This window comes from Proteus sp. G2618 (assembly GCF_009915995.1).
Lineage (GTDB): Bacteria > Pseudomonadota > Gammaproteobacteria > Enterobacterales > Enterobacteriaceae > Proteus > Proteus terrae.
The window spans coordinates 231,214-247,032 of the sequence record NZ_JAABNI010000023.1; the positions used below are offsets into that span (position 1 = coordinate 231,214).

The 15,819-nt window shown below is 37.7% G+C and carries 7 protein-coding genes; 6 read left to right on the plus strand and 1 reads right to left on the minus strand.

What is annotated here, in order from left to right:
* Positions 1-57: 57 nt before the first annotated feature.
* The 6 genes from GWJ01_RS13175 (at position 58) to GWJ01_RS13200 (ending at position 8,603) form a co-directional block, all read left to right on the plus strand.
* Entirely contained in the window at positions 58-1,752 is a 1,695-nt protein-coding gene (locus tag GWJ01_RS13175; protein WP_161711184.1) for an ABC transporter ATP-binding protein, read from the plus strand.
* Complete coding sequence (locus GWJ01_RS13180) at positions 1,742-3,382, plus strand: ATP-binding cassette domain-containing protein (RefSeq protein ID WP_161711185.1); 1,641 nt, start codon at positions 1,742-1,744, stop codon at positions 3,380-3,382. Before GWJ01_RS13175 ends, GWJ01_RS13180 begins: the two co-directional genes overlap by 11 nt.
* Positions 3,383-3,514: 132 nt before the next feature.
* Entirely contained in the window at positions 3,515-5,707 is a 2,193-nt protein-coding gene (locus GWJ01_RS13185) for a TonB-dependent siderophore receptor (RefSeq protein ID WP_161711186.1), read from the plus strand.
* Positions 5,707-5,961 (plus strand): hypothetical protein, encoded by a 255-nt coding sequence (locus GWJ01_RS13190; protein ID WP_109393204.1) that lies wholly within the window; start codon positions 5,707-5,709, stop codon positions 5,959-5,961. The genes GWJ01_RS13185 and GWJ01_RS13190 overlap by 1 nt, the downstream gene beginning before the upstream one ends.
* Positions 5,958-7,364 (plus strand): PepSY-associated TM helix domain-containing protein, encoded by a 1,407-nt coding sequence (locus GWJ01_RS13195; RefSeq protein ID WP_161711187.1) that lies wholly within the window; start codon positions 5,958-5,960, stop codon positions 7,362-7,364. The genes GWJ01_RS13190 and GWJ01_RS13195 overlap by 4 nt, the downstream gene beginning before the upstream one ends.
* Before the next feature lie 12 nt (positions 7,365-7,376).
* Entirely contained in the window at positions 7,377-8,603 is a 1,227-nt protein-coding gene (locus GWJ01_RS13200) for a RhtX/FptX family siderophore transporter (protein WP_161711188.1), read from the plus strand.
* A 70-nt stretch (positions 8,604-8,673) separates the two neighbouring features.
* On the opposite strand, the gene GWJ01_RS13205 is transcribed toward GWJ01_RS13200, so the two are convergent.
* Complete coding sequence (locus GWJ01_RS13205; protein ID WP_161711189.1) at positions 8,674-15,789, minus strand: Ig-like domain-containing protein; 7,116 nt, start codon at positions 15,787-15,789, stop codon at positions 8,674-8,676.
* Positions 15,790-15,819 lie beyond the last annotated feature (30 nt).

Consider the following 15,819-nt stretch of genomic DNA (forward strand, 5'->3'; position numbering starts at 1 on the left):
CGCTAGAGGGTAAATACCCTTTTCGTTATAGTGCCACAATATGTTGTGGAGATTATTATGCATAATGAATTATGGGCGTTATTACGTCCTTATCGCCCTTTATTAATAGGTGCCTTGTTGCTACAAGCAGTTGCAGGTTTTAGCTCTTTAGTACCGTGGTTAGCACTTTATCAGCTTCTTCTTTCTTTCCCCTCTAGTAATACGTTGTGGTTAACCATTGCTGTTATTGGTGGGATCGTATGGCTAATATCACAAACCATTGCATTTCATTTAACGCATTTAATGGATGCCAAATTAACCTACCAATTACGATTAGCATTATCAGAAAAAATGCAAAAATTACCGTTAAATTGGTTTGTTAGCCAAGGAAAAAACGGCGTTAATCAATATGTTCAGCGTGATATTAAAGCGTTACATCAATTAATTGCTCATGCGCCTGCTGATATTGTGCAATTTATTGTTGTACCTGTTATTGCGATAATGGTGTTATCGATATTAAATCTTTCTTTACTGCTTTTTGCTCTTATTCCTCTCATCATCGCTTATTTTTGTTTTAAACAAACACAATCTTCACGTTATCAAACCTATTGTGAACAGCGTGATAGTGCGATGAAAGCACTCTTTGAAGATTATCAACTCCTGGCAGAAAACCCTCTTGTTGCACGTCAATTTCCACATAAAGGCATTATCAGTAAAACAGAAAAAGCCTTATTTAATTTTGTTTTTCATTTTCAAAATTGGGTTAAACGAGTTGGATTATTGGGATCACTAACCCAGTTATTATTAAGTGCAACCTTACTCACAGGCTGGTTATTACTGGGAGCGGTTACTTTTGAACAAACATTACCGTTGGCAGATTTATTGCTGTTTATTTTATTACTAAGACGTATTGCCGAGCCCGTCATGGCGATGGGGCATGGTGGTGATGCTTTACGTGTTGCAAAAAAATCCGCACAAAGGATCCAACAGTTATTACAGCAGCCTGAAATACAATATGGTGAGCAATCTGTAGAGAGTATTTCTCATCATGTCGCATTAACGGCAGATTCTGTTTGCCTTGCTTATGGTGATAAAAAGATCCTCGATAATATTAATTTTGAAATTAAAAAAGGGGAGTTTATTGCCATTGTCGGGCCTTCTGGTGCAGGAAAAAGCTCTTTATTACAACTGATTGCTCGATTTATGGATGCAACATCAGGTGAGATCTTAATTGAGAATAAGCGCTTACAAGCATATTCACGTCATGCATTAAACCAAATCACCACTGTAGTGATGCAAAACAGCCAACCATTACCTTATTCTATTAAAGATAATCTATTGTTATTTAATCCAGATTGTCGTGAAGAACAACTGCAATCTGCAATTAATGAAACGCATTTTGCTGAAGTCATTGAGCTTCTACCTCAAGGTTTATCAACAATCATCAATGATGAAACGCCACTTTCTGGTGGTGAAGCACAACGCTTAGCGATAGCTCGCGCTTTTATTGCTAATAGCCCGTTGTTATTGGCTGATGAACCTTCTTCAGCGCTTGATCCTGATAATGCACAACATATTTTTAATGCATTGAAAAATAAAACAATGACACGAATTGTTGTGACACATTCTTTGGCGTTAGCACAGCAGGTGAATAGAGTGATATTTATGGCTGATGGAAAGTTAGTAGCAATGGGAAATCATGATGATTTGCTACTTGAGTGTGAACGCTATCGTGATTTTGTTCAGAAACAAGGAGAGCAAAATGAAGACTAATCCCTTTGTTTCATTACTCTTATCTTTAAAATTTCCCCTTAGTTTTATGGTTTTTAGTGCCATTTTAGAAGGGCTATGTGGATTATTGTTATTACCTATTATTATTTATTGGCATCAAGACCCAAGCCAATATTTATGGATGTTAGCGGGATTAACATTAATTACATTGGTTTTTCAGTACATTGCGACATTAAATGGTTTTCTTGCGGGGACGACGGTGATGAAAATCTTGGTTCAAGCCTTGATCCGTCATTTGCCTCGTAGTTTAACGCCACCTCCCCAAGCGCAAACACTGTGCTCAGGGGCTGCTATGAGTACAATGAGCATTCCTGCCCATTTACTGGCTCCGGTGATCAGTGTGGTTGTCACACCATTAACGGTCATTATTGGCCTTTTATTTTATAACGTCACTTTTGCATTTATTTTTATGCTATCTGCGTTCTTGCTTGTTGTTGTGATGCGGATCAGTGCCAAAGGATTGCATAAACAAGAGGCTACACTTCAAACTGCGGAGAACGTTGCAGCAAAAACATTGGCTGATTTTGCACAACATCAGGCGTTATTGCGTAAAAGTGGACGCAATACACAATTTTCACAGCAATTACAGCAAGATCTGTTAGCGCAACATCACCAACAGGTACAGTTATTACAGCGGAGTTTACCTTACCATTTAATTTTTTCTCTCTGCATTCAGGGTATTTTTATCGCAGTTCTCGTGTTTGGTGTGATAAATGTTGATGCTAACAAACTCACCTTAGCGCAGTGGTTAGCTGTTGTCGTATTAATTGCTCGCTTTATTGAACCGTTATTTCAGCTTTCTCATATTGATCAAGCATTAAGACAAAGCAAGCAGTCACTAACATTAATTAAAAACGCATTGGATGCTCCTACATTACAAAGCCCAAAACAGAGTGATACGCCTAAAAGCAATGACATTCGTTGTGAACAACTGGATGTGAATAATAGTTTAGGTACGCCGATCCTCTCTAACATAACAGCGCTATGCCCCGATAAAAAAATGACGGCAATTGTCGGCAGTTCTGGTGCAGGTAAAACAACATTACTACGTGTTTTAGCGCGCCTTATTGATGCGGATAAAGGGCAAGTTTTTTATGGAGATAAAAAAGTTAACGACTTATCTGAGAGTGTATTAGCGCAAACAAGACAAATCGTATTTCAGCATAACCAGTTAATTAGAGGCACTTTACGCTGGTCATTATTACAAGATGAGAAATCAACAATCAGTGATAAGGATATTTTACAGTTACTCAATGCATTGAATTTACCGTTGATTCAAACTGATTTAGATGAAGATGTAGGAGAACAAGGTGACCGTTATTCTGGAGGACAAAAGCAACGATTATGCTTAGCGCGTTCATTATTAGCCGATCCTAAGATCTTATTTTTAGATGAACCTACGGCAAGCCTTGATACAGTCAGTCGTGAAAAAGTGACTCTTTATCTTGAAAACCTAACATCCACTCGAGTCGTGATCACCCATGATCCGAATATTGCCAAACGGGCGGATCATGTCATTGTGCTTGATGATGGAAAAGTCATTGAAGAAGGTTCTCCTGGTGTATTGTTGTTATCTTCAATATGGTTCTCACGTTTTTGTGGATCATATTGAGTTTTTCGATCTTCATTAGTTGTTGCGTAATATCGATTGGCAATCGAAAGAGATAATTTGGCAATCGAAAATACCTTAATCCCAAAATTGATAGAGTGATAACCATTATCATTTGAATATTTTGGGATAGGTATGGTTTACATTTCTTCTTTAGCTGACTTAGATAAAACACAGAAATTATCACCAGTATTAAATCAACGCACACAAAATAAATTGGCATTAACACAATGCGCTATTTTGTGTTCTACCGCTTTATTTTCACTTTCTGCTATCGCTAATACAGCAACAGAAAATAATAAAGAAGTCGATGTTTTGGTGGTGACGGAAAGCACAGCACAACACCGCGATAACCTTGCTCCAGGCGTTAGTACATTAAGTAAAATGGCACTTAAGCCCAGAGAGATCCCTCAAACAGTCTCTGTGATAGACAGAGAGCAAATAGAAACTCAAAACTTAAATACCCTTGATGAAGTAATGACTCGCGCTAATGGGGTTACTAGCGCACCTTTTGTTTTATTAACAACGGCTTATTACGCTCGTGGCTTTCAAATCAATTCTTTTGAGCTTGATGGTGTTCCTGCTTTAATGGGAAATATGGCAAGTTCGCCGCAAGATATGGCTGTTTATGAACGTGTTGAGATCTTAAAAGGCTCTAACGGATTAATGCATGGAATGGGGAATCCTGCGGCAACCGTCAATATGGTACGTAAACATGCACCTTTAGACGATCAATTAAAAGCAACATTTACGGCTGGAAGTTGGAACCGTTATCGCGGTGAAGTCGATGTGGGCGGGCGTTTAAATCAAGACGGTAGTGTCCGTGGTCGAGTTGTAATGGCATGGGAAGATAAAGATTTCTTCTACGATATTTCAGATCAAAAAACACGCTTAATTTATGCCACTGTTGATGCTGATTTAACATCTAACACGCTATTACGCACAGGTATTCAATATCAAACAATCGATTCCATCACCAATATGGCTGGTGTGCCAATGGGGAAAGATGGGAGCGATTTACATCTTTCTCGTAAAACCTATTTAGATGCTGATTGGGATAAATTCAAATGGGATACCACTCGTCTATTTACTGGAATTGAACATCAAATTAATGATGATTGGCTGTTTAAAATAAATGCTGATTATCAATATGCTAAAGCGCGTTTGCTGTATGCAGGAGCATGGGGAAATATTGATCCTGAAACGGGTGATGGAGCCATGCTGATGGGCGGCGCTTACAAGTTCCATAACTATCAAACAAGTCTCGATACCAATGTCACAGGAAAACTCAGTGGCTGGGGATTGCAGCATGATGTGATAGTAGGGATGAGTTACTCGAAAGCTAGCGAGGAACAGCATACAGGGCAATTTAAAGATCCTCTCAATGTCCCTGTGAATGTTTATCGTTGGGATCCTCATAGTGTGCCGAAACCACAAGTAACGGGCTATTCCTCTCAAGGTGCGACAAAAACAGAACAAACTGGCGTTTATGGAATGAGCCGGATCAAGCTTATTGAGCCTGTTACGTTGGTTGCAGGCGCAAGAGCGAGCTGGTGGGAAGTGACAAAACCGCAAGCTAAGTTCACTGAAAATGGAAAAATCACGCCTTATGGTGGTTTGATTTGGGACTTTGCACCTCAATGGTCATGGTACAGCAGTTATTCTACGGTTTATCAACCACAAACAGGGAAAACTTGGAGTGGTGAAATGTTAAAACCAGTAGAAGGACAAACTGTTGAAACGGGATTCAAAGGTGCGTTGATGAATGGTGGGCTTAACGTCTCCGCCGCGGTTTTCCGTATTGATATGAAAAATAATCCACAAGAAGATCCTGCACATCCTGGTGGTGGTTTTAATACCTATCTTATTAGTGGTGGCAAAGTTGTTAGCCAAGGCTTTGATATTGAAGGAATGGGGTATTTATCGCCATTTTGGGATCTCTCTGTCGGTTATACCTACACTGACACAGAATATAAAGAAGACACCCTTAATAAAGGCAATAGTTTTAACTCATTAGTGCCTCGTCATATGATCAGAGCGTGGACAAACTATCAATTGCCTTGGGATGCACGTAAATGGAGCGTGGGCGGTGGTATTCAAGCACAAAGTGAATATAGCAAAACTAACGGAGAAATTACGTTACGCCAAGGTGGCTATGCGATATTTAATACACGTTTAGGCTACCAAATTAATGAAAACTGGTCTGCAGCATTAAATATTAATAACGTCTTTGATAAGCGTTACTACTCAAGCCTGTTCTCTCCGCAATGGAATAACCGTTACGGTGAACCTCGTAATGTGATGTTGAATATCAAGGCTGATTTCTAATGCAAAAAGCACTGCTGATCAGTTGTGCTGTTTTAGGCAGCGTAATCGGAAGTATTACGCTGTCATTACTGATAACAACCTTTTATCCCAGTGTAGATCCGCTTGATCGTCTGTATGCAGCCGTCTTTTTACCTGTTTTATTTCTATGTGGAATGCTCTGTTTTAGTTTGCTTTCAGTGAATGGAAAACAGGTATTTTGGCGAGCATGGAGCTGGTGGCCTTTACCTTTAATATTGTTGGAGTTTACTTTATGAAAGCGATATTAAAACGCCAGTTCTCACAACTTCATCGTCAAACAGGAACCTTATTTGGCATTCTATTATTTGTTATTTTATTTACAGGTACATGGTCATTAGCGCATGAAAATTTAAATTTATGGGCTCAATTTAAGCCGTTAAATAAAGAATTATTGCCATTAGATCAGTTATTAGTAAAAGGTGAATACCTCTTAGGTGAAAACGGTTTTAATAGTGTGAAATTAGCATCGATTGATCATCCTATTATTACTTTCTGCCAAGGAATGGGGGATTGTTCACTACAATTAAATGCACAAACAGGTGAAGAAATTAGCTTAAGAGAGGTTATCTCTCCTATTGTTAATTTACATAAAAATCTATTTGTAGGTTTTTCTGGGCGATTATTTATTAGCTTATTTGGTTTTGTTTTTGCGCTATTACTAATAACCGGCATTGTTATTCATCACCGTAAAATCTATCAATTATTTCGACTCCGTTTTAATCAAGGGCGTAGGCTGTTTTTCTTTGATTTGCATAATGTTATTGGATTATGGAGTTATCCGTGGCTCGTAATGTTTGCATTAACGGGGGCATTATCAGGATTAGGGGCATTCGGTACATTAATGCTCGCAAAATATGTGGAGCCAGAAGCACCAGCACAAGTCATGATGAAATTAATGGGACAATCAACACCCATTTCATCTGAGTTTACTGCATCTTCTCCTATCTCATTGTTAATTCACCTTTCACAAGAAAAACCAGACTTTATTCCTGAAGCTATTAATTGGAAAAATAAAGGTGATGCCGAGCAGCAAATTACAGTCAGTGGTACTCATTTATATTTACCCAGCACTGCAAATTTTGAGCAGTTCTTTTTTTCTGGTTTAGATAATCACTGGATTACAGAAAAAAGTTCTGTATCTCAGGCATTTTGGACGCGTGCTTTTATTGCCGTTCAGCCTGTGCATTATGGGCAATATTTATGGACGGGCTCAGCAAACTTTAGTTTATCGGTGCTTCATTGCCTAATGGGAATGATGGCCTGTGTATTAACCTTTAGTGGGTTAGTCATTTGGATATTAAAAAATCCCATTAATATCAGTTCCCGTTTAGTGTTAGGAAGTTGTATTGGCTTAATTTTTGCCAGCACATGTTTAATTCCTATCGCTATTTTCTCCGCGTTATCACAGATACTGCCTTTTTTTAGTATCTGGTTAATAACGCTTCTTTTTTATTTTCTTTATCCGCAAGTGATCAAACTTACTTTTCTTATTTTAACCATAAGTAGCGTGGTTTTATTTATCAGTGTCTTTAGTCACTTATTTATAACTCATGCTGCTTTGTGGTGGGTAAGTTGTGCCTTGTTGATCAGTGCCGTTTTCTATTTTTTGATGGGTCTTTTTCTACTAAAAAGACAGTAATTGGAGTCTGTTATGCAAGAATTATTAAAACATCGGCAATTAGTGATAACGCTAGGTTTACTTTATTTAGCACAAGGTATTCCGATGGGAATTGCAATGGATGCATTGCCTACATTATTACGCCAAGAAGGCTCAGCTTTAAGTGCAATCGCATTTATTCCACTAGTCGGATTACCGTGGGTATTAAAATTTTTATGGGCACCTATGGTTGATAATTATTGGTTTAAATCTTTAGGTCGTCGCCGTAGCTGGATTATTCCTATGCAGATCATTGTGACGTTTTGTTTATTGCTTTTAGCATTAATAGGTATTTCTGTTGAGATGGCTAAATGGGGTGTGGCTTTATTAGCTATCGCTTCATTAGCGAGTGCAACACAAGATATCGCGACGGATGGAATGGCGGCTGAACATGCGAGTGGCACACTATTATCTAAAATTAATGCGATTCAAATTGCAGGCGTGATGGGGGGCTTTTTCTTAGGAGGGGCTGGAATGATGATGTTAAGCGATACATTAGGGCAGCAAAATACATTGTTATTCTTTGCGTCGATCCCTGCCATTAGTTTGATATCAATTACGCTCTTTCAACAAAAAGCCAAATATGAAGCAGGGGAAAACAGTGATCATCCTAATGCAAGCTTATTAAAAACGGTACGAAGAAAAGGAGCTATCAGACTATTAACCCTGACATTGCTTTCAGCCGTCACCGCAGTTTCAGGCTTTGGTTTAGCAAAATTGTTTTTAACTGACAGTGGCTGGTCTTTAGCTGATGTCGGAAAAATGGGCATGATGGGAGGAATGGTAACTCTATTCTTTGGCTGCGGTGGTGGGGCTTGGTTAATTAATAAAATCGGTGTTTGGCGAGCTTTTTCTGCCGGATTGCTGTGTGCTTTAGGCTCCTCATTATTATGGCTTTCACAATCAACGGGCACGATTAACCTTCCAATGGTTGCTGTATGTATTGTTTTAGGCTCTTTATCATCAGGGATCACTTCTGTGGCGATTATGACCGCAGGTATGCGTTTTGCATCAACGGATAATCAAGCAGGTACAGATATGACTGCGGTACAAAGCATGCGTGATATAGGGGAAATGGCGTGTGCAATGATGTTAGTGAGTTTAACTGCACTGATTGGATATAGCGGAGGCTTCGGGTTAGCCGCAGCGATTGCACTCTTTGCTTTATTGGTGACACTGGTAAACGTAAGGTATCAAGAGCGATATAAATTAACAGAATGAGATTATTAAAAAAGCAGCTTTAAATTAAGAAAGAGCCCTAATGGGCTCTTTCTTTGTTTAATAAAATGAATTATTGATTTAGTATTTTTTCCACGTTATTCGTGGATGGATTACCATCTCCATTCCATTTCACGGATTGAGTAAAGGTTTTCTCTACATCATTGATTGTTATGTGAGTTACTAGAGTTGCGCTCCCTGAATGAGGAGTACCCGCCAACGGAGTCCAGCACTGTTCCTTCATTGCGTTACTATGACTGGTTGTTGAATGATTTGCATTGTCAACAGAAACCGACTCAATGGTTTTATCATTATAATCTACAGTACTTCGACTAAAGTCGCCTATAATATCGATTAAATTATGGCTGATAGTGACAGGAGATAGAAATATTTGATTGGCGGAACCCAATGTGTAGATAGGCTCAGCAATAACGTGAGTTGTTGGATCTGATATTGTCTCCTGACAGCTTCCTCTTGTCGCACCATTATTTGTATTAATAAAGATAATACGTCCTTCTAATCTAAAATCCATATACTCAGGAGCGATGGGCTTAATATTTAGTGGATAATAAACTGCATACTGTCTACCTGTATTTGTATTCAGATCTGTATCGAAAAGATCAAATACAATGACTTTGATTTTAAGCTGAGTACTTTTAAATAATTTCTTATCAATCTTAAATGAAGTTGTGATTGTTTGCCCACCAAGAAGTTGGGTTTTATCATAAGCAAAGATTTGATTAGTTTTTTGATCCCCATCCCATAGTTCAAGATTGACATCATAACTACTTGTGGTTGTATCAGGCGGTTGCCAGGAAAAAGTTAATGAGTCATTTTCATAAACAGGGGTCCAATTTATCGATGTGTTTATAGTCGGTATGGTTTGTGCATTTTTATTGTTATCAATCCTGCGCGTTACAGAATTAATAGTAATATGAGGCACTTTTCTTATATCAACAGAATAAGTTCCTTTTGATTCATAAAAATAGTCATTTTCTTTTGATGTTAAAATAATGTCTGTTGTGCCTGAAGTAATTTTAATAATGGTTCCATTTTCTTTTATCGCGACAATATTAGGATCTTTTGCTGACCAGACACCTTGTGCCTCTTTAGGTAATGGTGTTGTTGGTTGTTGTACATCAATATTAGTGTCTGTTTCAGATAAGATAATGTTATTTTTAGTAAAAGTGATTGAGAGTATTCCTTTATCTTGTTCGTAATCAATGGCCACTGCATCTGCTAGAAATTGATCCGTCGCATCACTTTTGATGTGTATTTTGGTTTTGCCAGGCTTCACTTCTGTAATCATTCCTTGTGTATCAACGCTAGCTATACGTTGATCGTCACTGACATAATATAAAGGAATATTTTTTACGTCTGCATTACCAAAAGTGGCGTTAACGGTATGCGTAACTCCATCATTCCATACAGATTTAATCGTACCCGATGAAGATGATTGTAAAATAGGTGCTGCTTTTTCAATGACTAAAGGATAGCTACTTTGAGCTGGTTGATATTGATCATTACCTGATGTTTGTAGTGTGATAATGGCTGTACCTGCTTTCTTCATCGAAATATTGCCGCTAGTTGTATCAATAGAGGCAATTGTTGGATCGGAGCTAGACCACATCACGTTAATATTATTAGGTAATCCCGTATAACTTAGTGCGTTGATAGGTGCTGAAGCGTAGGTCTCTTGCTGGATTTGTTTATCAAAAATAATATCGGGCTTAGGGATTGTCACTTTAATGGTTAATGGTTTTGCAATGGTTAATCCTTCTGCTTCAGCTGTTAAGATAATATCTGTTTTAACATTTGAAGTAAGATTAGTTTGATATTCACCCTTTCCTAATGAATTTAGTGGGTTATCACTAAAGTTAGGTCTACCACTGGTGGCTTTAACCGAAACAGTTTTACCATCAATAGTATTACTGTATTTATCCATTAAGTTCACAGTTAGTAGGGCGCTATCTTTATCATCACCTCCTATTGATTGGCGATTGCTACTAAAGGTTGATTTATTGGCATCAATATCAGCAGGAGTTACAGTGACATCTTGAATTGGCTTATGATTATTTAAATCAAGATAAGCACTCATTTTCAATATACCCGCCACAGTGCTGGTGACTTTTGTTCTTGCAATACCCTTTGTATCGGTATAGGTGCTAAAGTCATAGTCATCAGCTAATCCCTGTAACTTCCATGACACAATAACGTTAGGCAATATATTGTCATTAGCATCCACAATGGTTGCTTGATAATTAACACCGTTATCTCCAGCAATGATGCTTGTTCTATCGACATCGACGGATTTTACTTGCCAAGTTGTGGCATCAGCACGCAGTTGTAAGTTTTTTTGTTTTTTGAAATCAACGCCATTAACTTTAACACTTAATTGTGCTGTACCTGATTTAGTGCCTGTTGCTTCAATTTCATAATGGCCCGGAGAGACTTGTTTGGCTGAGCTAAATTGAATGGTTGGGTTATTAGATATTCCCTCAACTTGCTGATCTGGCAGAATATTACCGCCTTTATCTTTAATCGTTAAAGTCAGCAGTGCTTTATCTGTGCCATTGGCGACGATTGTTGCTGGAATTAAGTTAATTTCTGAACTATTTTCATCAACATCATCGGCTACGAAATTGACATCGGGAGCAGGGTAGCTACCTGAAACTAATACTGCATTAACTTTAGCAATACCCGCAGGATCACGTGTTAATTTAACTTCAGCAATACCATTGTTATCTGTAAATGTTAGTGGTTTAGCGAGTAAGCTATCTTTATCGCTTGCCCATGTTACGCTAACGCCACTATTAACGGGATTATCATTTTTATCGCTAATATAAGCGTGATAAGTGATGGTGTCGCCTGCATGAGGTTGTGTGTTACTTATCACAAACTTATCGACTTTGGCTGTCAGGTTATTAGGTAGAACCGTCAATAGTGCAGTTTGTGTCAGTGTCACTGAATTTATTTTGGCACTGATTGTTGTTTGACCTGCTTTCAACGCACTAACTTGTGCTTGATAAACCCCAGTGGAGATTTCATTAAATGTTGTTGTGGTTGCGGTTAAATCAGCACTATAGGTAACGCTGATTTTGTCCTTTAACCCTGTTAATAAATTATCGTATTTATCTTTTAGCGTTAAAGTAATTTGAGAACGACCTGTTTCAGAAATAATGGTGTTGGGGATAAGTGATAGTTGAGACTTATCGGCAGAAACCACATCAGTGTTAAAGTTAATCAAATGGTCAGCATCAAGAGATTGTTGGCTATCGAGCATCGCTGTAACTTGTGCTGTACCCGCTTGTGTACTACTTAAGGTAATTTCTGCAATCCCATTTTTATCTGTCTTGCTGATAGGCAACGAAAGTTTACCTAGTGAGGTTAACCAACCCACAGCAATACCTTCCATACTTGGATTACCTTGTTTATCAACAATTTTTGCACGAATGATGACTTTATCAGTACCATTTGCGGTGACATCAAAAGGTGCGATAACATTAACCGCATTAATTATGGCATTTTGTTTATCAGCAATAAAACCAAGAGGTTGAGTTAAATTAAAACGGTTACTTGCATTAGCATATTGAGCGGTAATAAGACTAATACCTTCCTGTCTACCATTGATGGTTGTTTGATAAATGCCAGTATCGATTTCTTTGAGTGCGCTAAATTTGATGGTGGTGTTATCACCAGAGAGAGCAATAAATTTCTCTTGTTTCGGAACAAGGTTACCGAATTTATCTTTTAGAGTAATTGTCCCTGTTGCGAAGGAACTGCCATTTGCCACGATAGATTGAGGATCAATCGAAAATGTACTTTGTGATGCATTAACTTGGCCAGCAATAAAATTAAGATCTTGTGTGGTACTTTTGTTGTTTTCCAATGTTGCCGTAACAGTTGTTGGGTGTGCTTCCGTCCCTTTTATCACAACTTGTACATCACCATTATCATCAGTTTTTACCATATTCTCACTCAACACATTATGGGTTGAATTCCAGAATACAGATTGTTTTATTAATGGATTATTTTCAGCATCTGTAACATGCGCCATTAAGGTAATCGTATCGTTATTGTCTGCAACCGCATCTGTTTTGTTATTTACAGTGGTTAAGACAATATTGGCGCTATTTGGATCGGCAATAGCGGTTAATGTAACTTGCGCTTTTTCTTTATTTGAAAGAGTGGCACTAATTTCTGTCACACCTGCTTTTTTGGTTCGAATTTGATTGGTTGTCTGTCCTTGATTATCAGTCACACTCTTTTGTTTATCGAGTGTGGTTGAGGCACTAGATTGCCATTCAACAGTGACGTTAGGTAATTTATTACCAAATTTATCTTTTACCACTGCGGTGAGTATTGCTTGCTCTTTATTGTCTGCAATTAATTCTGTCTTATTTGTGGTTAAAGAGATTAAACCTTGTTGATTATTGGCAATAAAAGTAATGGGTAGCGCATCTAATGATTCATTGCTGAGTCTAGCCGTGACAATAACATCAAAGGCTTGAGTACTAGTCACTGTCGTTTGAGCAATACCTTGGTTATTTGTTGTTGAAACTTCATTAATAGAAACAATATGTTGATCACGATTAGTAGACCAAATGATTTTCGCATTCGGTAAAATGTTGTGATTCTTATCTTCAACGACAGCGGTAAACGTTACGGTTGTTTTACCATCAGCAATATAAGGTGGTGCTGATGGTGTTACGGAAATAATTTTACCGTTGGATAGGTCGGCAATAAATTGCGTTGTCTTTTGTGTCGAAATATTATTGACCTGTGCGATTACAGTGACTGTACCTGCTATTTTGCTGGTCATCGTTGTTGATGCATTGCCTTGATTATCCGTTACTATTTCAGTTTCTTTAAGTTGTGCTTGATTATCAGCAGATAATTGAATTTTCGTATTGGGAACAGGGTTGTTATTTTTATCAATAACATTGAAGGCAATTAACTTTTCATCCGTGCCATTGGCAAATGAACTATTTGGATTAATAGTAAAAGTATTTATTCTTGCTGAGTTAATATCGGCAATAAAATCAACATTAGTTGAGTAGGTAATATTTTTAACACTGACATTAATAATGCTTTTACCAATATGCGTATTGGTGATTGGAACAATAATTTTACCTTCAGCGTCAGTGTTCGTTTGGCCAATAATCGTTGCACCATTATCAGCAGTAAAAGACACGGGATAGTTAGGAATTCTATTAGCATTAATGTCTGTTACGATAACTTGAATTTTATTTTGGCTTTTACCATCGGCTGGTGCGTGATTTTTAATTACGGTTAATCCACCTTTAGCAATAATGGCGGAATGCGTATCAGCAACAAAAGTCACTTGAGCTTGATTAAAAAAGTTATCTCTAAATTTTGGCGTTAATGTCACGATCTCAGGAGTACTTCCAGCGGTGATTGTGACTTGATATTTTCCTGTATCAATTCGACTGAAACTTGAAACTCGACTATTGCCAGCGGGATCATCAGATTGAATATTTAATGAAAGTTCTTTTATATCGATATCAACGGGAAGCTTATCATTATCGAGAATTGATAAAGTCAAATTTTGTGCAGAATGATTGTCGGCAGGTAGTTGTGTTGTTTTTGGCGTAAATTGGCTATTTTGTGTATTAATTGCAGACTGATCAACGGTGATTTTACTCTGTACCGGATCTGAACGATTACCTTGTTCATCAATCGCAACGGCGCTTACTGTGTAGCTGTTTTTTTCAGATGAACCCGCAATATGGCGAGGAAGAATGATTGAGTAGCTAAGATTATTATTATGTTGGATCTTACCACCATTGGCGATTAAGCGACTCGCAGACCATTCAATCTGTTTAACGGGATATTTAGAGCGAATTTGCACACCTAAATCTTTTTCTTCTTTTGCGTAACCATTAATTGTCGGTGTGATAGACAGGAATACTAAGGTTTTCTTTTTATATTCAAGAACAATATCGTTGTTTCTATTTACGAAATCGTAGCGATTTCCTGACATTAAACGCGTTGCACGGACATTATCTGGATTAAGCTGTGAAGAGAGGGATTCTCCAAGGCGATATTGGATATTTACATCAAACTTATCATCACTATTATCATTTAAACCAAAGCGACGTTCAGCACCGAAGGTAATTAAAGGCACTGGCGTATAAATGAGTCCTGCCGTATAAGCGTGAGGATTTTCTTGGCGATTATCTTTGCCAAATAAACCGACTTCTTTCCCGTAATATTGTTCAAAAATAAGCTTTGCGCCTAATTGCGGATAAGCTGGCAAGTAACCTTCTGTCCGGATATCCCAACCATTAGCAGGGCGCTCATTATAATCCATAACATCGTCAGAGGTTCTCCAATTAGATAGACGATGGTAGCGATTGGCACTTAACTTAAAATAGTCTCGCCATACTTCAGTGCCCACACCCAAACGGCTGTGATATCGGCTTAAATCGTAGTCATAAAAAGCATTAAGACCCACCATAAATTTGTCAGTAAAATACCGATAACCAATACCTTGATTTAGCTGACTTCGAGAGTCTTTACGGTGATAACTGGTTTGAGAAAAAAATAAATTCTTTTCACTATCATAGAGTGGGATAAGAAGATCAGCGGAGCTTCCTTCTAAGGTGAATTTTTTATCTGTTGAAAGTGAAACTTGAGCATGACCAAATTGATTTAACCATTGTTCTATTTGTTGATTGGCTCTGCTTGATATTTGGCTTATTGCATATTGTGTTGCGTCAGTATCTTTATTTAACAAAGATGAGTTAGCAACAATAATTTGTGCAAGCTCTTGCTCGTTTGTGATTGGAATAGACGTGTCTTGATGGTTATTTAGCCATTTTTTTGTCAACAAAGGCTCATTAGGTATATTAAGCGTAATACCTTCTTTTATTTTTAATTTACCGACTAAAGAGACATAATCAGGATTCGCTTCAATAAGCCTAAATAATTTTATATTAAATTTTTTTGCAATAGATTCAGGCGTGTCATCTTTTTGAACCTGATAAGTGTTTCTTTTTTTTACCAAATTAATAGTTTGTTTTTCTTGGATATTCTCTTTTGCGAAAACGTTGGCAGGGAGCGTTGCCGAGATGGGAAATGCTAATTGAATAAAGATATTAAACCAAGCAACTTTCTTTGTAATAGAAGAAAGTTGAGGTGTTAGTCCACTTTTAAATTTTATCATCTTTAAACTCACCGTAATAAATAATGATGA

Excerpts from the sequence above, each read along its gene's own strand:
- GWJ01_RS13175 (WP_161711184.1), top strand. The coding sequence starts at position 58 with ATGCATAATGAATTATGGGCGTTATTACGTCCTTATCGCCCTTTATTA.
- GWJ01_RS13180 (WP_161711185.1), top strand. The coding sequence starts at position 1,742 with ATGAAGACTAATCCCTTTGTTTCATTACTCTTATCTTTAAAATTTCCC.
- GWJ01_RS13185 (WP_161711186.1), top strand. The coding sequence starts at position 3,515 with ATGGTTTACATTTCTTCTTTAGCTGACTTAGATAAAACACAGAAATTA.
- GWJ01_RS13190 (WP_109393204.1), top strand. The coding sequence starts at position 5,707 with ATGCAAAAAGCACTGCTGATCAGTTGTGCTGTTTTAGGCAGCGTAATC.
- GWJ01_RS13195 (WP_161711187.1), top strand. The coding sequence starts at position 5,958 with ATGAAAGCGATATTAAAACGCCAGTTCTCACAACTTCATCGTCAAACA.
- GWJ01_RS13200 (WP_161711188.1), top strand. The coding sequence starts at position 7,377 with ATGCAAGAATTATTAAAACATCGGCAATTAGTGATAACGCTAGGTTTA.
- GWJ01_RS13205 (WP_161711189.1), bottom strand. The coding sequence starts at position 15,789 with ATGATAAAATTTAAAAGTGGACTAACACCTCAACTTTCTTCTATTACA.